Origin of the sequence: Shewanella sp. SM74, assembly GCF_025653725.1 — a bacterium.
GTDB lineage: Bacteria > Pseudomonadota > Gammaproteobacteria > Enterobacterales > Shewanellaceae > Shewanella > Shewanella oncorhynchi.
The window spans coordinates 447,789-469,536 of record NZ_JAKKRZ010000001.1 but is presented as its reverse complement, the minus strand read 5'-3'; the positions used below and the strand labels follow the sequence as shown (position 1 = coordinate 469,536).

Sequence of the window (21,748 nt, the reverse complement as noted above, 5' to 3'; positions counted from 1 at the left end):
TTGATGGTTCAATGCCTGTTGTGGCTAGTTGGTTTACACGCACAGCAACAGGGCTGGGATAAGCATTTTCAGGCCAATACCATTGGGCATCGAACGGTACTCTCAACGATTCGCTTGGGATTGGAGGTACTCAGGCGGCCTGATTATCAAATCACGGAGAAAGAATTGCTGGCGGCCTGGGTATTATTCGCCAATCAGTTGCTCAAATATGGCTATGCTATGGCTGATTTATGAGGGGATCCTTCAGCATTTTGTTTACATTAGTAAGCTCGTTGTCGATCCGCTGTGCCTTTTTGCGTAATCGGACTAATTCATTTAGTTGTGTTACCAACTTAGTATAGGAAACCGTTTGTAACTCAGCGTCACAAAACCAATCTGGTTTAGATGCCACAGCTTCAGGATTGATAAGGCGATAAATTAAGGGTAAGGCAAAAATTAATTCGGCTTCCTCAAGCAATAATAATTTTCTTCCTGCTGTCGGTTTGTCTTGTTGATATATCCAAGCTTGCGGTTCCATAAATACGTTTCTTTAGTTAAGCATGCGTTTAATGCGGATGAAATAAATGGGACCTCATGCTAGTACAAATCGATAAGTATTAATATATGGTTCAACCATTTTATTGACTGGGAATCGATCCCTTATGCTTCATTTTGCCTTTGGCAGAAATAGCTCAACTCATAACAGGCTAAGAACCCGATAAGCGGTTGTCGTTATTAGCTTAAATTTCACCCAACACGCAAGCCTAGTTTAGCGGCATTCCATTCAAGAAAACCAATAAAATGGTTAAACCATTCTTTAAAATTATGCATCTGTGACTAACTAAGTTCGAAACCACTGCATAGAGAAAGTACGAATTTCATACTATCATTGCCTTTAATTTTATATCCGCTTAATTAATCGCCATTGTTAGAATAGGTTTATCTTGGCTGTTTTTTAAACTAAATAATCCAGCTAAATGTTATTTAATGCCCCCTCCTCTGATAAAAGAAGATTATTTAAACAAATAAGCACTCTACCAGTGATAATGACGATTATCACTGGTAGATGTAGGCGTGATTTGCGTATAATTACGCCTTCTTAATTCGATATCAGGTGACTTCAACGGCATGTCTAAAATGATCCGGACAAATAGTAATGCTCAAAATAACACCAATGTAACGAATGAAAGAGTGACAGGATCAGATCATCACAATAATAACCGTGCTGAACAGCCACGTTTTTTTGAAGAGACTTTCCTGCCACAATCTGTTCGAAGTGATTATTTAAGTGCTGCCGAAGAAACTGAATATGAAATTTCAGCCAACACCCGCCGTGTTTATAATACGAGCTTTAGTCTATTTAGCCGTTATTGTGCCGAACACCAACTGCAGGCCCTGCCCGCAGATCCAAGAAGCGTAATTTCATTTATTGGTCATCAAAAAGAACTGATCCAAGAAAGCACTGGCGTTCAACTTTCAAAGCAAACATTAACCACAAGGTTGGCAGCCATTCGCTACCATCATATTCAAGCAGGATTCCACTCGCCTACCGAACATCCACTGGTGATCAGAGTGATGCGCGGTTTAAGCAGAAATCAATCTCGCCATGTGAGTGATTATGATCAACAACCGATTATGTATGATGAAGTGGAAATGCTCATTCAAGCTATCGATGAACAAGTGCAGCCATTAACCCGAGCAAGAGACAAAGCCATTATTCAGTTAGGATTACAAGGTGGGTTTCGCCGTTCTGAACTTGCAGATATAAAAGTTCAATATGTCAGTTTTTTACGCAATAAGCTAAAAGTGCGCCTACCTTATTCGAAGAGTAATCAGCAAGGTCAACGGGAATGGAAAGACCTGCCGGATCATGAACCTTTTGCAGCACTCAACGCGGTAAAAAATTGGTTATCACTCGCCAATATAGAGGATGGACATTTATTTAGATCGCTTTCCCGTGATGGGAAATATTTACGCCCTTATCAAATAGTAGAACATCACTCTGAAGCTAATTCAAGTTTACATAAAAATAGTGGTTTTCTCACGGGAGACGATATTTATCGCATAATTAAAAAATATTGCACAAAAGCGGGCCTACCTGCAAAGTTTTATGGTGCCCACAGTTTGCGTAGTGGTTGTGTCACTCAACTCCATGAAAATGATAAAGATCATTTATACATTATGGCTAGAACTGGCCATACCGATCCGCGCTCACTTCGCCATTATTTAAAACCAAGAGACTAAAACCCAAAAGACTAAACTAGATCATGACTCGATAAGAATCAGTTAGTCTTTTACCTAAAATAAAATAGCAATTTTAATGTTAAATATAAATCTATCATGTTTATGAATAAAAATGATATTCAGTAATTTATATTAACATTATTTCAAATTTTAATTTTAAAAATAATTAAAACAATAATTTCACATTATATATTTTTATCTTGGATACAAGATTTGACATCATAGCAGAATAAAAATCCTAATTGAGCTACTTTGACCTCAGCAGCTTAGACCATAGCAAACTGCTGGTTAACATTTTTATAGCATATCGGGTTTATTGCTCACTGCAGTATTATTGTAATATAAAATCATCTTTATTGTCATATTGATACTTTAGCCTTAGTCACGAAATTTAATCCATCGTACTAGCCGGAGTAATATATGAGTAAGGCCACCTTTGATCCTACACTTTATAATAAAAGTAATAACGAGCCATTTAACCAAGTGTTGGATAAACATTTATCTCGCCGTAACTTCGTCAAAAGTGGTTTAGGCCTCAGTGCTATGACAGCTTTTGCCAGTGTAGGTTTAACTGCTTGCGGATCAGATGACACACCCGTTACAAAACCTGTTGATCCTGTGACACCTTTGCCACCAACAAAAAGTACCGCCAAGCTAAACTTTACGTCAGTTGCGGGTTCTCGTTTAGATGCCGTCGTTGTGCCAGAAGGCTATACAGCGCAGGTACTTGCACCATGGGGTACGCCATTAAATGCAAAAGCAGCACCATGGAAAAGTGATGGTAGTAACACTGCCGATGACCAAGCGAACTCAGTCGGTATGCACCACGATGGCATGCATTTCTTTCCATTAAATGATACGGGTAATGACGGTTTACTTTGCATTAACCATGAATATATTGATGAAGTTGCATTACATCCTGCAGGACAAACTTTTGATCCTACTTCAGGTTTGCGCACGATTATCGATGAGGTACGTAAAGAAATCAACGCCCATGGCGTATCGGTTGTACGTATAAAACTGGTTAATAATCAATGGGAAGTGGTTAGCAATGATAACCATAACCGCCGATTCACCGGTGCGACTGTAATGGATATTAGCGGTCCTCTCGCCTACTCTTCTCTACTCGAAACCCGCTACTCTCCCGACGGTAGTCAGGCTCGCGGTACATTAAATAACTGCGGCAATGGTTACACGCCTTGGGGCACTTATTTAACCTGTGAAGAAAACTGGCCAGGCTACTTCGCTAACCGTGGTACGTTAACTGCCGAGCAAAATCGCATTGGGATCAGCAAAACCAGCACACGTTATGGCTGGGATGATCTTGCAGGTCATGATGAAGAACGTCTCGATGAATTCGCGCGTTTTGATGTCACACCAAAAGGTGCAAGTGCTCAAGATGACTATCGTAATGAAGCGAATGGTCACGGTTATATTGTTGAAATTGACCCTTTCAATCCAACATCGCGCGCAGTTAAACGTACCGCGCTTGGTCGTTTCCGCCATGAAGGCTGTACCTTTGGCAAATTAACCGAAGGTAAGCCAGTAGTGTTCTATTCTGGCCACGATTCACAATTCGAATACCTCTATAAATTTGTCTCGGCCGCGGCATGGGATGCAAAAGATGCTGACAGCAGCAATCGCATACAAACTGGCGATAAGTATATGAATGAAGGTACTTTATATGCAGCTAAGTTTAATGCAAATGGTGGTGGTGTTTGGTTGCCTTTAACCTTAGATAGCCAAACTACGGACGGAAAAACCCTAGGCAATACTTTCGCTAGCTTAGCCGAGATTATTTTGAACACCGCAGGCGCAGCGGATCTTGTTGGTGCAACACCGATGGATCGCCCTGAATGGTGTGCTGTCGATCCTTTCACAGGTTCAATTTATTTGACCTTGACCAACAACTCAAAACGAACTGAAACCAATCCAGCGAACCCAAGATTGAAAAACCACTTTGGCCATATTATTCGTTGGGATGAAAGTGACAAAGATACTGAATTTACATGGGATATCTTCGTATTCGGATCACCAAGTGATGGTAACGCAGAGACAAACTTATCAGGCTTAACGGATCTTAACCAATTTGCCAGCCCAGACGGTTTGGCCTTCGATCAACGCGGTATTTTGTGGGTTCAAACCGACAATGGAGCCAAGGAGGTCGCAGAAGAAACCAACGATCAGATGCTAGCAATAGTGCCTTCAACGCTTGTTGATGGCCAAGAGAAACAGCTCGGCGTAACGGCTGATAACCAAATGGAATTAAAGCGTTTCTTCGTTGGACCAAACGACTGTGAGGTTACGGGTTTTGCTATTAGCCCTGATTACACTTCTGTTTTTGCTAACATTCAGCATCCCGGTAATTGGCCTTATTCGTCCAATGCCGCTGAAAAAACGCCTGCGGGCACGACATTACGCCCTCGCGCCGCTACGGTCGTTATCCGTAAGTTAGATGGTAAAGAAGTCGCGGTATAAACAATTATGCTTGTGCGAGGTATCTTCTTAAATATGAAGTTCCTATAAGTTAATTGCTACACATAAAAAATCCCCTTACTGTAGGGGATTTATTATTTAAGAAGATAGTTAACTAGCCTTTTTCAAAATAGATTAAATCCAACATCTATTAACTCTTACTACGACTTGCTTGTTCAAAGGCCAGTTCAAAAGCATCGGTAAAATCTGTAATTGGCAGAAGGTCCTCACGGCAACGGCGATTGCGGCCAAGTAAGGAAGATTCAACAAACAAATCAAACCAAGTACTTAAGGCTTTGCCATTAGCCGCTTCTCCAATCGCTCCTAAAGCCAATGATGCCACCTCGGCGGTGCCAAGTTGAAAATCATGACTACCTTTACGCAATGCATAGGTCGCGAGCGTGTCGGGATCGAAGGAAAGCAACGGCAGTGAGTGTAAGTAAGGACTCTTACGGAACATTTTAATCGCTTCACGCCAACTGCCATCAAGCAGAACAAGTAGCGGCCGTTTGCCTTCGGCCAATGTCGACATCGGCACTTGGTTCAGTACGGTTTGCCCTTGCTCTGCATACTGGGCAGGAAACACTAAATAGGGTTGATATTGCGGCGAATTCAGCAAAGCAAGCAACTCAGCTTCAGGTTCTGTACGTGACCAAATATAGGCGTGGGTATCAGGAATAAGATCCGCGATGAGTCGTCCGCTATTAGTCGGCTTTAACACCTCATCGTTATACATAATCAGCAGAAAACTGGCGTGAGTATCTAACTGACGGCGTAGCGTACAGGTACAGAACTGCTCACCTAAGAGGCATAATGGACAGCGGATCAGTTTTTTACCGCGGGCACCAAAGGGTTTAGTCGAAATAGACTTACGGTACTGATATAAATGGTGCACTGCATGGGGGGCTAAAGCCATAAAAACCAATTCTCTATCAAACTTATTAAGGATCGCGACCACATCATTTAGCACTTTTTTGTCGCGGTGGCGCAGTTTATCCCTTGGCCATCAATGGTGCAATCGCGTAATACATTATCGTGATAAAAGGCCGGTGTCAGTGGTTGATGGTTTCATCTGCAGCCTAACGTCAGCGAGATAATTTTAGAGCACCGAGCAATTATCTCTTAAAAAAGCTGTAATGTATTAATCTGTGTTACCACTTAGTATGCAATAGCGTGCAACACTAAACCGACCAAATTAACGTTTAACTTACTTATTGGGGGAGTATTTAAGCTAAATATCAGTAATGACTTAACTTAGTGTGGAATTGCCCTAATATCATGCGAAAATCTACTCTACAAATACAGTCTCAATGAAAGGTCAATTATGCACCCAAAAGCCCCGTTCGCTTTAATGCCGTTATTAAACGGCATCCTCATCTCTGCGGCCCTATTCTCTCATGCCACTGCCGCCAAAACACTTAATACCAAAGAAATACAGACTCTTGTAGATTCGGCGGTGAAACCTTTGATGGCTGAGTACGCTATTCCCGGCGCAGTGATTGGCGTCACCATAGAGGGTAAACAGTATTTTTACCAATATGGCGTCAGTTCTAAAACCTCTGGGCAAAGTGTGACTGAAGATACCCTGTTCGAGATTGGCTCTATCAGTAAAACCTTTACCGCAACACTGGCTAACTATGCACAGGGCGAAGGTAAATTAACACTCACGGATATGGCCAGTGATTATGTTTCAGCATTAAAAGGCAGCCATTTTGATAAGATTAGTCTCATCAATTTAACCACCCACACAGCGGGTGATTTGCCGATGCAAGTTCCTGATAAGGTCACTAATAACGCAGAGTTAATGGATTACCTTAAGCATTGGCAACCGTCATTTGCCGCGGGGACCCACAGAAATTACGCCAATCCGAGTATTGGGCTGCTCGGTATGATTGCCGCGCAGAGTTTAGGGAAAACTTTTCCACAAGCCCTTGAGCAAACACTATTTCCACAATTGGGTATGACAAGCAGCTACATTAACGTTCCGAGCAGTAAAATGGCCGATTATGCCCAAGGCTATGATAAGCAAGACATGCCAGTGCGAGTCAATCCCGGTGTATTAGCCGATGAAGCCTATGGCGTTAAAACCTCTGCCAAGGATTTACTGCAATTTGTTGAGGCCAATATGCAAATGCACCCGCTTGCCAAACCACTGCAAACGGCACTCGATGAGACCCACACGGGATACTTTGATGTGGGCATGATGACCCAAGATATGATTTGGGAGCATTACTCATATCCTATTGATCTTGATAAAATACTTATGGGCCATACTCAGGAAGTCGTGTTTGGCAGTACACCCGTTAAACCCATAGTGCCGCCCCTCGCGCCGCAGCAAAATGTGTGGATCAATAAAACAGGTTCTACTGGCGGTTTTGCCGCTTATGCAGCATTTATTCCCGCGCAAAAGCTTGGCATAGTATTGTTAAGCAATAAAAATTATCCCGTACCGCCTCGGGTGACGGTGGGGTATCAGATTTTAACGGGCATAGAGAAATTACAAAAATAGCATCTTGCTAGTCGCGACTATTAAAGGAGATAAGGAGATAGGCCGATTCGCAATCTCCTTTCTTATTTGTTCCTTTTAGCGTGATTTTTTTAGGGTGGCTTGTATTAAGCACCTTATCCACTTACTTACCTCCAATCTCTTAATAGCCAATATTTTTAAGCAAACTCCCATGTAAGAAAATAGGCAGTGAAGGGTTAATCTGAGTATTAATTCATTTGCAACTCATCGACCTAGTTAACAGACAAATAACCTATCGTAAGTTTAGCTTTACAGCTTAAAATCAGGATAAAAACTTATGCATCGCATTAAAAATTATTTCGTTAAATCAATATGATTGACACTTGAAGTTACGCTTTTAGGGAGTAAGATGCGCGCAAATACCTTAAGTGACCTTTTTCGGAAATATCATGTCAGGCACGCCACATTCTCCTATTCATCACGATGTCGCTCCAGCGGCGAGTCAGTCTAGCCTACTGTTAATGATTGTCTTTATGGTCGCCTGTGGCCAAATGGCGCAGACGATTTTTGTACCTGCCCTTCCACAAATCGCACTCGGGCTCCATGTGGACGCCAGCCAACTACAAGCCGTGATGGCCTGTTACTTACTCTCCTACGGGATGTTTCAATTTGTGTATGGCCCAGTGTCAGATCGCGTTGGCCGCAAAATGCCACTCGTCGTGGGTATCGCAATTTTCGTTCTAGGCGCTGTATTCGCGGCGAAGGCCACAAGCTTTAACCAACTAATTATGGCAAGCCTTATCCAAGGATTAGGCACAGCCAGCGCAGGCGCATTATGCCGTAGCATTCCCCGCGATCACTACTTTGGTGACCGACTGGTAAAATTTAATAGCTATGTCTCTATGGCTGTAGTGTTTTTACCTTTGCTTGCACCATTTATCGGCAGCGCCACTGCGGCCTATTTTGGCTGGCAAGCCGTATACTGGGTATTAGCGGGATTCGGTGTCGCGGTCTGGCTGTTGTTAATATTCCTCTTTAAAGAGTCTTTACCCAAGACGCAACGGGAACATCAAGCCGTTTTCAAATCCTATAAGCATGTCCTACGCCATAGAGCGTTTCGCGCTTATTTATTTTCATTGATCGCCACCTTTGCCGGTATTGCGGCGTTTGAAGCCATTGCTGGTGTACTCTATGGCCAATATCTCGGACTGACACCTTTTATGGTCAGTTGCTATTTTGTTGCGCCAATTCCTGGCTACTTACTGGGGGCACTCATCGCGGGCCGACAGAATAAGCCACAAAGAGTTGTTTACCAAGGTGTTGCGTTACTCGGTGCTGGCGCATTATTTATGTTGATCCCAGGTCTTTTTAATTTAGTGGTTGGCTGGAGTTTACTTATTGGATCGATTTTATTCTTCAGTGGCGCAGGCATGCTGTTCCCTACCCTAACATCTGCTGCGTTAGAGCCATTTCCACGTCAGGCGGGGATTGCGGGCGCATTACTGGGGGGATTACAAAATTTTGGCGCCGGACTTGCCGCATTAACTATGTCTTTAGTGCCTATGGGCGGCCAGTTGAGCATAGGTTTATTAAGTGCTGTGATGGTGGTTTTAGTGATCCTGTCTCTGTATTACGCCAAAGATCAAAATGATACTCACCAGAATTTAATGCCACAGATTTAATGGATATGATTTGAAACTACAATTCTTGGTTTAAGCTAAATCTATTACCATCAGTCAATAAAAAGCCCACATTGTTGTGGGCTTTTTAAATCGATAAGACACTGTAATAAATCAAAAATATCGATTAATTTATTGCTTCTATAGCTTTAATCGTTACAGAATGCGACGCAGTAAAAAATCAGCTTTAAGGCGACGAATTCTAGTCATGATCTTCTTCACTGGCGCAGGATAGCTCTGTAAGGTGTCCACTTGGCTGTAGTGATATAACCGCTGTGTGTGTTCCAGAATATGTGCCTGCTCGGCTTCAAACTGGGCTTTCCAGCAGCCAATTTCATCTTGGATCAACAAACCATTCTCAAGATCCAGCGCCCAAGCTCTTGGATTCAGGTTAGAGCCGGTGATCAAATGCTTATTACCGTCGGCACTGATGCCCTTGAGGTGATAACTGTTGATACCGTGTTTCCACAGATGGATATTCAGCTGGCCATTATCAATCGCCCACTGTTGGCGTTTAGCGAACTTACGCAATGATTGCTCATACATATAGGGCAAGGCACCTATGGTTGAGAAATCCTGCTCTGGCGGAATAAAAAAATCGTTAGCCGTCTTGTCGCCCACAACGATATCAATACGTTTGCCATTGCGTAAATGCTTAGCTAAAGCGCGCACTAAAATGTACGGCGGATTGAAATAAGGTGTGCAAATAAACAGCGAGTCTTTTGACTCTTCCACCAAGGCGACAACCACTTTATTGAGCAAGTTTTTCTTACGTCCTAGCCCAAGTAACGGCGTGATGCGATTGCCATCACGGGTCTCCTTAAACTGATACTCAGCGTCAGACAGTCTCAGCTTAAAGCTACGCATGTCCGTCTTTGGTGGTAGCACTTCTTGCTCAGCATCTTGCGTTAATGAACACACAGCTGGATCAGAAATGATATTTTTCTGGATCATCGCGCGCATACTGCGCGCTAATTCGGCAGACTCAATCAAGTGATAACGATCGAAACGGTACTTATCGTGTTGTTGCAAATAGATATTATTGAGACTAGCACCGCTATAAATCACGGCATCATCGATAATAAATCCCTTAAGATGCAACACCCCCATAAATTCACGGGATTTGACGGGTACACCTAAGATATCGATGGGATGTTCGGCTTCAGCCATAACTTTGCGATACATCAAATAGTTACCGCTATCACCTTTATGGCCAATCAAGCCACGTCTTGCACGGTGAAAATCGACTAACACTTTGATATCAAGCGTTGGATTTGCTGCTTTGGCATCCATGAGGGCTTGTAATATCTCACGACCCGCTTCGTCATCTTCTAAATACAGCGCCGCAATATAAATACTGTGCTTGGCGCTCGCAATACGAGCGAGTAATTCTGCCTTGAAACGGCATGGCGTGAGCAACCACGTTAAAGCCTCGGGTTGAACGGCTATTCCACCAAGCTTATCTAGCAAGGCATCCTCCTTTAAACATGCTGACCACCCCGATAGGAAGCACTGGGGTTCAGTGATAAAAACATCACAGCAATATGTGTTAACTCTGGATAGGCCTCTGTCACTGCCAACCTGATCGTTTGTTCTACTTTAAGATGTATATCAGGGTCCTTAGGGAACCAGAGTAACTCAACTTGGACAAAGCGTTGATCAATTTTTCCATTTCGAAAACTGATGCTTGGGATCCAATCTAATGTGAAACTCTCTGCATTACCTTTACATATATCCGCCAATGACTGCAGTAATGTTTGGCTGAACGCTGCAACGACCGCTTGTGGTAAGCCGCGCATACTAATATGTGGCATGGTTTAGTTGTTACCTAAGAACCTAAAATCGTAAGGGGTAGAAATTACCGACTTCACCTCGTCTCGGCAAGACTTTTCTCCCAAAAGTCTTGTTAAACCTAACGGTTTTGCTGGTAATTTGACCTCACGCGATTTTATTCCACTTCAGTGCACCGATTTGCCTAAAAATCTTCTTCATTTACCCTTGCTTGAAATCGCATTTTACAGCGGGTATTTTCGGCATTATTTGCCCATCCACACAATGTTTTGCCCCTAAATAGGGTGATTCTTAACGCTACAAATCAGTCCAAATTTCACTGAACTGCACCCAAAATGTCTGCCAAATCACAAAATAATCTTCAAACCCATTTCATTCCCCCCGAATCCAGTGATTTAGCGTAAACTAAACCGCCTATTTGCGATTAGACCACACGATACAAGATTAAAACTATGAACAAAAAAATTCTGCTGACGTTAACACTGACATTGCTGTTTGCTTGGGGTATTTTCCATTTTAAAACCCAGTTAGGGTTACTCATCCTGCCGTTGTTTATTGGGCTGGTATTGTTTGTTACCCTACGTTTATATCGCTTGATGGAAAAGGATGACGGCAGCAGTGAGGATTAACCGCACACAATACCAACCTAATCTTAATGATGTTTTGATAAAAATGGTCAATAGCTAACATGGAAACGTTACTGAAAACCACTCTATATGCCGGCCTGCTCCTAGCCGCAAGTCATAATATGGCCTATGCAGAGCAACATGATTCTAGGCCGATAAGTGCCCAAACCACTTCGCTTAGCCAAGCAATCAGCAAGATCAGCCCTCGACATTCACAAATCGCCTTACTGGCAATGGATATGTCGAACAATCAAGTGATCTATAGCCAACAAGCTGAGACCTTGTTTATTCCAGCCAGTACCCAAAAGCTGCTCACGGCAGTCAGTGCTATGGCTCAGCTTGGATCTGATTTTCGTTATGTCACACAATTATGGACAGATGCACCAATACGCAAAGGCCATATCGCAGGCAGTGCTTATCTGCGTTTTAGTGGCGATCCCACGCTGACTCAAGCCGATCTCAAGGCCATTTTTGCCAATCTCGTAAAACAAGGCATTAATCGCATTGACGGGCATCTGTATTTGCTCGGCGATAAGCAGGAACAATTGCAAGCTCCCGGTTGGGTATGGGATGACTTAGGTATTTGTTTTGCTGCGCCTGTATCTAGCTATATTATCAATCAAAACTGTGTCTATGGTCAGTTTAGCCCCAGCTCTACCAGCAAACCTTCACAGGTAAGTCTGCGCGCGGGGAGTTATGGAGTCAAAATCAGCAGCGATGCGGTGTTTGACCAAAAGGCGAGCCGCGAATTTTGCCAACTTGATATGGTCAGATTAGGTCAAAATAACTACCATTTACGCGGCTGTTACCCTGGCGGTGAGGCGATACCACTGGCGATTGCGGTCAGCGATCCGTTCAAATTTGCCCAAGATAACCTCACCTCTCTACTTAAAGGCGAGATGTCTCTTGCGGGTAAAGTACAACTCGGCACTAGCTTACCCCAAAAGGCAAAACTAATTGCCAGCCATAGCTCGGCGCCCTTACCTGAGCTGCTCGAGACTATGCTGCTCAAGTCAGATAATTTGATTGCCGATAGTCTTTTTAAGCAACTTGGTAAAAGTTACTTTAAAACCCAAGGCAGCTTTACCAATGGTGCCGCTGCCATGCAGCGAATTTTAACGAATTTAGGCATAGATTTGAGTAACGCCAATATTGTGGATGGTTCAGGATTGTCACGCTATAACTTGCTCAATGCCAAGCAGTTAGCCGCGGTGTTGGCGCTAATCCACCAAGATAGCCGCTTTAGTCCGTTAATCACGAGTCTGCCACAGGCGGGGATCAGCGGCACCTTAAGATATCGTATGGGCTACAACAAACCGCCGCTTAAACAGCAAATTTTCGCTAAAACAGGCTCGATGCAAGGCGTGTCTAACTTAGCGGGCTTTATCCGTTTGCCCCAGCATAACGATACCCTGTTTGTAATCCTTGAGAATGGCATGAGTTCTGAATTGAAAAATCAGCATAACCCCTCATTCAATGCCGAGTTTCTTAAACAATTGATTTCAGTACTGCAACCGTCATCAACCACTGCGACTGTGAATACTGCGGCTCACTAGAGTCATTAATTAATCACTACAGAGTAAAAAACTTGCACAAAAAAGCACTGAGTCATCAGTGCTTTTTAAGTTTTTATCTAAACGAATATACCGAAGCCTTGTTAAAACAACTCCGCAGGCATCGCCATAGTCGTCGCATCACCAGCTCTGACTTGAGCGATATGGTAATCCGCTTTTGGCAATAACTTATCAAAATAGAACTTAGCCAAATAGACTTTCTGCTCGGCGAAAGCTTTATCTTCATGATCCGCGACCTTATCGACCATAGCCAACCAGTAGAAACCATACAGGGTGTAACCAAAGGCATCTAAAAAGTCGACCGCACACGCATTAATAAGTGCAGGCTGAGCCACTTTGTGATCATTAACTGACTCGGCAACGATGACCAAGGCATCTAAACGTGCGCATACTGCCGACACTTTCACCGCATCAACGTGAGTAAATGCGCGCATTTGTGCCTTCAAGTCAGCCACAAATTCATTTAATGCGGCTAAGTTATCGCCAGTGACTTTACGACCGAGGAAATCGATGGCTTGAATGCCATTGGTGCCTTCATAAATCTGAGCGATACGGGTATCACGAACTAATTGCTCAATACCTGTTTCACGAATATAACCATGTCCACCAAAGACTTGTTGCGCCATGATAGTCGCATCTAGACCCCGATCGGTTAAAAATGCTTTCGCCACTGGCGTTAATAAACCCACATAACGCGCCGCTTTGGCCTTAACCTCATCTTGGGCATATTTTGCTAAATCCAGCTGTTGTCCTGTAAACACAGACAAAGCACGGCCCGCTTCTGTCATCGCACGAATGGTCAACAGCATACGGCGCACATCGCCGTGGACAATTATGGGATCAGAATCACTGCCCGTCGGTGAGCCGCCAGCGGCGATGCCTTGATTACGCTCTTTAGCGTAATCGGCCGCCATCTGGTACGCCGCCTGCGCACTGCCAAGTCCTTGAATACCAATCGCTAAACGCTCATAGTTCATCATAGTGAACATGCACACTAGGCCGCGATTAGGCTCGCCAATCAAGAAACCTTGGGCATTATCAAAGTTCATCACACAGGTCGCAGAACCTTTAAGGCCCATCTTATGCTCGATAGACCCCACTGATACACCATTGGCATTGGCTAAGCTGCCATCGGCATTCACCGATATCTTAGGTACCAGGAAGAGTGAAATCCCTTTACTATCCGGCAGCTTAGCAAGCACTAAATGGATAACGTTTTCAGTTAAATCATGATCGCCACCCGTGATAAAAATCTTGCTGCCCGTGATGGCATAACTGCCATCATCCTGCAGTAAAGCTCGAGTGCGAATATTACGCAGATCAGAACCCGCTTGCGGCTCCGTCATATCCATAGCACCCGCCCATTCGCCGGAATATAACTTAGGCAAATAAGCTTGTTTCAATTCTTCGCTGCCGTGGGCATTGATACATAAAGCCGCCCCCGCGGTTAACGAGCCATAAAGCGTAAACGCATTACAAGCACTGTAAGCCATTTCGTCGACTAAGATCCCCAGCATCTTCGGCATCCCCATGCCACCAAATTCAGGATCGCCACACAAACCAATCCAACCGCCCTGGGAATACTGCTCATAAACGGCTTTATAGCCATCAGGGGTAATCACTTGATTGTCTTGATGCAACACGCCCTGCTCATCGCCCGTCCGGTTCAGCGGATGGATCAACTCACAGCTGATCTTGGCTGCTTCTTCCAAAATAGCATTGGCCGTGTCGATATCGACCATTTCAGCAATCTCAGGCAATTGTGCCCAAGTGTTTGGGGCATCAAATACCTGTTCCAGTAGGAAACGCATATCCGTCAACGGGGCTTGGTAAGGATTCATTGGTAGACTCTTAAACGTAGGATTAAAACAGTTGTTTTAATTTATACCAGTTCACTGTAGAAAACAATCTCATTACAAATACAGCTGTGAATAATATAAAAGTATGCGAGTGTGCGAGCTAAATATAAATTTAACCCATAAAAAAACCCTTAAGCTTGAACTTAAGGGTCTCTATTTTATAAGCTTTACAACAGGATTGTCTTAGCGTTAGGTCACAGGCTTGTGGCAATTACCACATTAAATCATCAGGAATTGCGTAATCTGCATAGGGATCATCTTCAACGACCACAGCTTTAGATTCATCCTGTTGCCACAGATAACCACACCACTGCGGCACCAGCAGTTTCACTCGCTCGGCTAACTTATGTGGTACTAAGTAACTCTTATCTTCGTAACGCACTATGCCTAACTGCCCTTTAAGCAATTCTGCCTGCAGTTTTTCATCTATGTATAAAGAATAAATTTTATTATCAAGAGTATAGTTAAATTTCACTTCAGCATAAGCTGGGATCTTAATCGCAGACTTAGTGAACTCTGTGATTAAACCGCGCACCTGTCCACGCTCAGATGCCTCAGCAAAACGTTGCTCATTTAGCACTTTATCTTTTTGCGCCTGCAACCGTTTTTGCTCGGCCACTTCTTGCTTAAAAGCACTTGAGCCATCATCAACTCGTGATTTTTTGTCACGGCGTTTTTGAGTCTTAACGTCGCGAACCTTTTGTTTACTGGCAAGCCCTGCTTTGAGTAGCTGCTCTTGTAATGCATTAGCCATGGATCATTACCTGCTTAATTTCTATAAAATCAAAGTTCTCGATTTTGAATATCAATAATCTAAAACCAAACTACATTTTTGCGACCAGTTCGCCAAGCTCTGTCATCGCTATACTGGCGCCGCCAAGTGACCAACCGCCATCAACCGGCAGCACAACTCCCGTAATATAGGAAGCTAATTCAGAGCCTAAGAATAGCGCGGCATTGGCGATATCCTGACCTGCGCCGTTGCGTTTTAGCGGAACGGATTGGGCAACCTTTTGCTGTAATGCGGCGCTGGGTGCAAGGCGATTAAAGCCTTCAGTGTTAGCTATGGGGCCTGGCATAATCGAATTAATTCTCAGCCCCTCACAGCCCCACTCTAACGCTAAAGTTCGCGTCAGCATATCCACACCCGCTTTAGCCGCACACACATGAACTTGCATTGGCATAGCGATCGAAGCCTGCGGCGCCGAAATCTGGATAATATTGCCATTGGGGCGACGCAGCAAAGGATAAGCCTGCTTTAGCACTTGAAAACTGCCGAGCAAATCAATGTCCATCACCGACTTAAAACCATTGGCCGAAAGCTTTGCGGCGCTGGCAGGGAAATTCCCCGCCGCGCCGCTTACCAGCACATCGATAAAACCAAACTCAGAAGCGATTTTATCAAAACCGACTTCAAGGGCGCTAAGATCGCGCACATCAAAACTCACACCCAAATGAATACCGTCAGGATTGGCCTGTTGCAACTGCAATACCGCGGTATCGATTTTATCTTGACTGCGGCTCGCAACGGCCACATTTGCGCCAGCCTGTGCGAACGCAATGGCAATCGCGAGATTTATCCCACTGGTACCACCAACAACGACAACATTCTTACCTTGATAGTTAAACATCGTAGCATTAAACATGGGCGTTCTCCGTGAACAGTGAGATATGCACTCAGGGTGTGATTCATTATTCTATGCTGTCATTCAAGATACTATTTCAATTTTTATCCATCATATCAAGGATACCAACAAGCGATTCCAAGCCTTTTTTATTTAAACGACGGTCAAACGGCTTTCAAACCGCGCTTTAGACGGCTAGTGTGGCGTCTATGCCAATGATTGGTGAATCGCTTGCAATGCCGCTAACGGATCGGCGGCTTTGGTGATTGGGCGGCCAATCACTAGGTAATCAGAACCCGCTGCTATCGCTTGAGGTGGCGTCATCACGCGATGTTGATCGCCAGCATCACTGCCAACTGGGCGGATCCCAGGCGTCACGAGCTTGAAATCCTGACCTAACAGTGATTTCAAGGCTGTCGCTTCTTGGGCGGAACACACCACGCCATCGAGTCCCGCTTGCTGCGTGAGCTTCGCCAAACGTTGCACATGCTCAAACGCAGGCACATTGATGCCGAGTAATTTAAGATCGTCATCACTCATCGAGGTTAATACCGTGACCGCGATCAGCATAGGCGCTTTGTCGCCGTATGGCAGCAAGGCCTTTTTGGCCGCTTCCATCATGGCGAAGCCACCGCTGGCATGTACGTTCGTCATCCATACGCCCAGCTCAGCAGCAGCGGCCACGGCTTTGGCGACAGTATTGGGAATATCGTGAAATTTCAAATCAAGGAATAAATCAAAACCACGATCATGGATATCTTTCACCAGTTGCGGGCCAAACAAGGTAAACATTTCTTTGCCAACTTTAAGGCGGCACATGTTGGGATCGAGTTTTTCTATCAGTTGTAAAGCATGGTTTTTATTATCGTAATCAAGCGCTACGAGGATAGGTTTAGTCGTCATCATCTCTCCAACGGGGTTACACAAACTGTGTATTCTTCTAATAGATTATTCGCCGTCTAGGCCTCGGATCCGTTTAATGCTGCCCCAGTTTTTACAGGAAGGACAATGCCAGTAAAGCGCATGGGAAGGAAAACCACACTCCTTACAACGGTAACTCGGACGGAATTTAATTTGTTGTTCAACGAGCTGCTCTAGCATAGTTAAACTTTGCTTAGCTTGCCCTTCTTCGGCTTGGCGCAAATGCATCTGCATCAAGTGCTGAAAACCTTTCATGGTCGGATGGCGATATAACGCATCGAGCACTATGGTCTCTGCCGCTTTAATCTCATCAAGACTTATCATGTGCTGCGCTAAGGCGACCACCACAGAAGCTCCAGCGCCATCGGCCATGGCGCCCGCGAGTAATTCTTGAAAACCTTCTTTATCTTGCGTGTCGCGATAAACTTGTTTGGCCGTTGGAATCGCATCGGCAAAAAGCTCGATATCGGCTTTTTTCAGTTGCAGCAGCATTTGCTTACACTGGGCATAATCTTGAATATCGAGGAATTTTTTCGCTAGGGTCAATAATGCACGACCGCATTGGGGATCTTGCTTCAGCGCTTGCTGTAGCAGTTTAATTTTCTGCGCATCATCACTGGCTTCATCGGCTAACTGGCAATAGAAATGCGCCGTTAACGGCTTTAAAACTTGCTGACGTTTACGACTCAAACGCTTAGTGATATCAATGGCTTTTTGCCACTCTTTAATCACTTGATAGATAGCAATCAGCTGTGTTTCAGATTCTTCACTGTGATCGTCTTGGCTGACCAAGTTAATAAAGATTTCTTCAGCTCTGTCGTAAAAACCTGCTGCTAGATAATCTTTACCCAGCTCCATCATAGCGATGTCACGCTGCTCATTGGTTAATGTAGGCCGCGCGATTAAATTTTGATGGATACGAATAGAGCGGTCGACCTCGCCTCGCTTACGGAACAGCGAACCGAGTGACAGATGGGTATCTATGGTTTCATCGTCAACATCTAGCATACTGATAAACAAATCGACGGCTTTATCCGATTCGTTCGACAGTAAGAAATTGAGGCCAGTAAAATAATCCCGGCTCAATTGTTTACGTTGATTACTTTGATTCTGCCTTATGCTCCGTCGCCCCATATACCAACCATAGGCGGCAGCAATGGGAAGCAACAGAAAGAGGATCTCAAGCATATTAGGCGTCTACATCCTGAGGGATTTTAGCGATCACTTGATTTAGTTTCTTTTTAGTTGCCGCTAAACTTAATTTCAAGCGAACAATATAGTAGCTAGCAAATAACCAACTCAAAATAAAACCAGCAAAAAAGACAATCGCTAAGACAACAGGTAAACGATATTCACCCTGTGCGACAAAATAGCTGATGGTCACCACTTGTTCGTTACGCGCGCCAAAAATCAACGCCAGAATAAATAACAGTGCCACAAGCACAGTTGCTACAAATGATTTCACGCTGCACTCCCTAAACGCGTTTCAATTTAATGATTATCCAAGAAATTTACTAAGCTGACCAGCATTGCCTTGCAATAGATACAAAAAAGCCTCCTAACGGAGGCTTTTTACTATGCGGTCAATCACACATTAACGGCGTCAACACGCTCGCGCAGTTCTTTGCCTGGCTTAAAGTGCGGGACGTATTTACCTTCCAAATCGACTGATGAACCAGTCTTTGGATTACGGCCAGTCCGCGGTGCACGATAGTGAAGCGAGAAACTACCAAAGCCACGGATCTCAATACGATCACCGCTTTCTAATGTTGTTGCCATTTGCTCCAACATTTCTTTGATTGCGCCTTCAACCTCTTTCGCCGACAGCTGCGACTGCCTGGTGGCGAGTTTTTCGATAAGTTCAGATTTCGTCATCCTAGCTATCCCCTATTATCAAGCCAAACACAGTCGCCTAATGGGGAGAGATGTCTCCCCAAACAACAGGCGATTATTTACGAGCTGCTTTAAACGCTTCAGCCATTGCATTGCTAATAACAGCGTCATCTTGTTTGTTCAGAGTCGCCATTACTTCTTTCTCTTCAGCTTCGTCTTTCGCTTTGATTGACAGGCTGATAGAGCGGTTCTTACGGTCAACACCCATGAACTTAGCTTCGATTGCATCACCTACATTATAGACAGTAGATGCATCTTCGATACGCTCACGTGAAATGTCAGCTACACGGATGTAACCTTCAACAGTGTCAGCCAGTTCAACAGTCACACCTTTAGCATCAACAGCAGAAACAGTACCGTTTACGATAGTACCTTTCTTCTTGTCAGCCAAGTATGCGTTGAATGGATCATCTTCAGTTTGCTTAACACCTAAGCTGATGCGCTCACGCTCTGGATCTACAGACAGAACCACTGCATGGATTTCATCGCCTTTCTTGTATTCAGAAACTGCGTCTTCGCCAGTACCGTTCCAAGAAATGTCAGACAGGTGAACTAGACCATCGATACCGCCGTCAAGACCGATAAAGATACCGAAGTCAGTGATTGACTTGATCTTACCAGAAACCTTGTCGCCTTTGTTGTAACGAGTTGCGAAGTCATCCCATGGATTGGTCTTACATTGTTTCAGACCTAGAGAAATACGACGACGCTCTTCATCGATGTCCAGAACCAGAACTTCAACTTCATCACCTAAGTTAACCACTTTAGATGGGTGAATGTTCTTGTTAGTCCAATCCATTTCAGAAACGTGAACCAGACCTTCAACGCCTTCTTCGATTTCTACGAAGCAACCGTAGTCAGTTAGGTTAGTAACGCGACCAGTTAAACGTGTGTTTTCTGGGTAGCGTTTGCTGATTTCTAACCATGGATCTTCGCCAAGTTGTTTCAGACCTAGAGACACACGAGTGCGCTCACGATCGTACTTCAGTACTTTAACGTTGATTTCATCGCCAACATTGACGATTTCTGATGGATGTTTAACACGTTTCCACGCCATATCTGTGATATGTAGCAGACCGTCAACACCACCTAAATCTACGAATGCACCGTAGTCAGTCAGGTTCTTAACGATACCCTTAACTGCTTGACCTTCTTGCAGGTTTTCTAACAGTGCATCACGCTCAGCGCTGCTTTCTGATTCGATAACTGCACGACGAGAAACAACAACGTTGTTACGCTTCTGGTCTAGCTTGATAACTTTGAATTCTAATTCTTTGTACTCTAAGTGAGCGGTGTCGCGAACTGGGCGCACGTCAACTAGAGAACCTGGTAAGAAGGCACGGATACCGTTTAATTCAACAGTGAAACCGCCTTTAACTTTACCATTGATGATACCGATTACAGTTTCAGCATCTTCATAAGCTTTTTCCAGAACGATCCAAGCTTCATGACGTTTCGCTTTTTCGCGAGACAGTTGAGTCTCACCGAAGCCGTCTTCAACAGAGTCAAGAGCTACGTCAACTTCATCGCCAACTTGAATTTCTAAAACGCCTTGAGCATTTTTGAATTGTTCAGCTGGGATTGGGCTTTCAGACTTCAGACCCGCGTCAACCAGTACCATACCGTTTTTGATTGATACAACAGTACCACGAACGATAGAGCCTGGACGGAATTCCAGAGTTTGAAGGGATTGTTCAAATAGATCAGCAAAAGATTCAGTCATGTTTAGGTTACTTTCTTTATTAAACCACTGTCCGTCCTAGACGTGGAGTCAGTCAAATTATCCGTATCATCCTTAATACGAATACCTATCCGGTGGACTAACTTAGTTAGTGCCGGATAATTTTTGGTTGATAAAGTTAAGCGCAAGCGCTAGCACTTCATCAATACCCTTACCGCTAGTATCGATAATGAGCGCGTCATCGGCGGGGACTAAAGGAGCCACCGGACGATTCATATCGCGGTCATCACGTTCGATAATTTCACTTAAAAGGCGCTCGATATTAACATCGAAGCCCTTGTCCTGCAACTGATTATAGCGTCTTTGGGCACGCTCTTCAGCTGAGGCGGTTAAATATAATTTTGCCGGCGCACTTGGGAAAACCACTGTTCCCATGTCACGACCATCGGCAATTAATCCTGGCGCCGTTTTAAAGGCCCGTTGGCGACGTAATAAGGCTTCTCTCACCCGTGGAAAGGCAGCGACTTTTGAAGCGGCATTCGAGCACTCTTGGGTGCGAATGTCGTTGGTGACGTCTTCACCTTCCAATATCACTTGAACCGGATCTTTATCATTGCCTGTTAGAAACTTCACATCCAGATGTGCCGCTAACAACGTGATAGACTCTTCATTTTCCAGTTCAACGTTATGATGAATTGCTGCAAGCGCAAGAACTCGGTAAATGGCACCACTATCAAGTAGTTGCCAACCTAGATGCTGAGCCAATAATTGACTAATTGTACCTTTGCCAGCACCACTTGGGCCGTCGATTGTGACTACAGGAGCCCGTTCAGACATACATTCCTCCGCAAAAAATAACCATCATCCGTGAGTTCATCAAGTGAGCCCCCGAAAATGAGCGCGCCGCATTGTACAACAAAAGACAAACAAAATC

18 protein-coding genes and 2 pseudogenes are annotated in these 21,748 nt (G+C 44.3%); 7 read left to right on the top strand and 13 right to left on the bottom strand.

The window, feature by feature from the left end; genetic code table 11:
- Positions 1-234: pseudogene (locus L5M49_RS02035) on the top strand (IS4 family transposase); the annotation flags it as partial.
- Here L5M49_RS02035 and L5M49_RS02030 read toward each other — a convergent pair.
- Positions 218-517: a hypothetical protein gene (locus L5M49_RS02030; RefSeq protein ID WP_263265343.1), complete on the bottom strand. Its 300-nt coding sequence runs from the start codon at positions 515-517 to the stop codon at positions 218-220. The pseudogene L5M49_RS02035 and the gene L5M49_RS02030 sit on opposite strands and share 17 nt — an antisense overlap.
- 590 nt (positions 518-1,107) lie before the next feature.
- Here L5M49_RS02030 and L5M49_RS02025 point away from each other — a divergent pair.
- Positions 1,108-2,223: a tyrosine-type recombinase/integrase gene (locus tag L5M49_RS02025; protein WP_105252541.1), complete on the top strand. Its 1,116-nt coding sequence runs from the start codon at positions 1,108-1,110 to the stop codon at positions 2,221-2,223.
- A 420-nt stretch (positions 2,224-2,643) separates the two neighbouring features.
- Entirely contained in the window at positions 2,644-4,701 is a 2,058-nt protein-coding gene (locus tag L5M49_RS02020) for a PhoX family protein (RefSeq protein WP_263148237.1), read from the top strand.
- Positions 4,702-4,849: 148 nt separating this feature from the next.
- On the opposite strand, the gene L5M49_RS02015 is transcribed toward L5M49_RS02020, so the two are convergent.
- Positions 4,850-5,614, bottom strand: coding sequence for a tRNA-uridine aminocarboxypropyltransferase (locus L5M49_RS02015; RefSeq protein WP_263186414.1), 765 nt, complete (start codon positions 5,612-5,614; stop codon positions 4,850-4,852).
- A gap of 435 nt (positions 5,615-6,049) precedes the next feature.
- Here L5M49_RS02015 and ampC point away from each other — a divergent pair, with 435 nt between their 5' ends.
- A complete protein-coding gene (gene ampC, locus L5M49_RS02010; RefSeq protein WP_411569096.1) occupies positions 6,050-7,207 on the top strand; it encodes a class C beta-lactamase in 1,158 nt (385 codons plus the stop codon).
- A 407-nt stretch (positions 7,208-7,614) separates the two neighbouring features.
- Positions 7,615-8,847, top strand: a complete 1,233-nt coding sequence (gene emrD, locus L5M49_RS02005) for a multidrug efflux MFS transporter EmrD (protein WP_263186411.1) — start codon at positions 7,615-7,617, stop codon at positions 8,845-8,847.
- Between the two features lie 153 nt (positions 8,848-9,000).
- On the opposite strand, the gene pssA is transcribed toward emrD, so the two are convergent.
- A complete protein-coding gene (pssA, locus tag L5M49_RS02000; protein ID WP_263265342.1) occupies positions 9,001-10,314 on the bottom strand; it encodes a CDP-diacylglycerol--serine O-phosphatidyltransferase in 1,314 nt (437 codons plus the stop codon).
- Positions 10,315-10,325: 11 nt separating this feature from the next.
- Positions 10,326-10,658 carry a DUF1904 domain-containing protein gene (locus tag L5M49_RS01995; RefSeq protein ID WP_028759882.1) on the bottom strand — a complete coding sequence of 111 codons (333 nt, stop codon included), beginning with the start codon at positions 10,656-10,658 and terminating at the stop codon, positions 10,326-10,328.
- A gap of 429 nt (positions 10,659-11,087) precedes the next feature.
- Here L5M49_RS01995 and L5M49_RS01990 point away from each other — a divergent pair, with 429 nt between their 5' ends.
- Entirely contained in the window at positions 11,088-11,264 is a 177-nt protein-coding gene (locus L5M49_RS01990; protein WP_263265341.1) for a hypothetical protein, read from the top strand.
- 59 nt (positions 11,265-11,323) lie between these two features.
- Positions 11,324-12,817 carry a D-alanyl-D-alanine carboxypeptidase/D-alanyl-D-alanine-endopeptidase gene (gene dacB / locus L5M49_RS01985; RefSeq protein WP_263265340.1) on the top strand — a complete coding sequence of 498 codons (1,494 nt, stop codon included), beginning with the start codon at positions 11,324-11,326 and terminating at the stop codon, positions 12,815-12,817.
- Positions 12,818-12,918: 101 nt separating this feature from the next.
- Here the strand turns inward: dacB and L5M49_RS01980 are convergent, their stop codons facing one another.
- From L5M49_RS01980 to cmk, 9 genes and pseudogenes are all read right to left on the bottom strand, one after another.
- Positions 12,919-14,676, bottom strand: a complete 1,758-nt coding sequence (locus L5M49_RS01980; RefSeq protein WP_263265339.1) for an acyl-CoA dehydrogenase family protein — start codon at positions 14,674-14,676, stop codon at positions 12,919-12,921.
- A gap of 229 nt (positions 14,677-14,905) precedes the next feature.
- Positions 14,906-15,448: a DUF2058 domain-containing protein gene (locus L5M49_RS01975; RefSeq protein WP_006086757.1), complete on the bottom strand. Its 543-nt coding sequence runs from the start codon at positions 15,446-15,448 to the stop codon at positions 14,906-14,908.
- 70 nt (positions 15,449-15,518) lie between these two features.
- Positions 15,519-16,340 (bottom strand): SDR family oxidoreductase, encoded by an 822-nt coding sequence (locus L5M49_RS01970; RefSeq protein ID WP_263265338.1) that lies wholly within the window; start codon positions 16,338-16,340, stop codon positions 15,519-15,521.
- 186 nt (positions 16,341-16,526) lie between these two features.
- Entirely contained in the window at positions 16,527-17,222 is a 696-nt protein-coding gene (pyrF, locus tag L5M49_RS01965) for an orotidine-5'-phosphate decarboxylase (protein ID WP_105252549.1), read from the bottom strand.
- Positions 17,223-17,267: 45 nt separating this feature from the next.
- Positions 17,268-18,428: a lipopolysaccharide assembly protein LapB gene (gene lapB, locus L5M49_RS01960; RefSeq protein ID WP_105252550.1), complete on the bottom strand. Its 1,161-nt coding sequence runs from the start codon at positions 18,426-18,428 to the stop codon at positions 17,268-17,270.
- Position 18,429: 1 nt separating this feature from the next.
- Entirely contained in the window at positions 18,430-18,705 is a 276-nt protein-coding gene (locus tag L5M49_RS01955) for a LapA family protein (protein ID WP_028759876.1), read from the bottom strand.
- 122 nt (positions 18,706-18,827) lie between these two features.
- On the bottom strand, positions 18,828-19,115 hold the full coding sequence (gene ihfB, locus L5M49_RS01950) for an integration host factor subunit beta (RefSeq protein WP_006081718.1): 288 nt from the start codon (positions 19,113-19,115) through the stop codon (positions 18,828-18,830).
- A 73-nt stretch (positions 19,116-19,188) separates the two neighbouring features.
- A pseudogene (rpsA, locus tag L5M49_RS01945) lies at positions 19,189-20,859 on the bottom strand (30S ribosomal protein S1); the annotation flags it as partial.
- 99 nt (positions 20,860-20,958) lie between these two features.
- On the bottom strand, positions 20,959-21,651 hold the full coding sequence (gene cmk / locus L5M49_RS01940) for a (d)CMP kinase (protein WP_028759874.1): 693 nt from the start codon (positions 21,649-21,651) through the stop codon (positions 20,959-20,961).
- Positions 21,652-21,748: the final 97 nt, after the last annotated feature.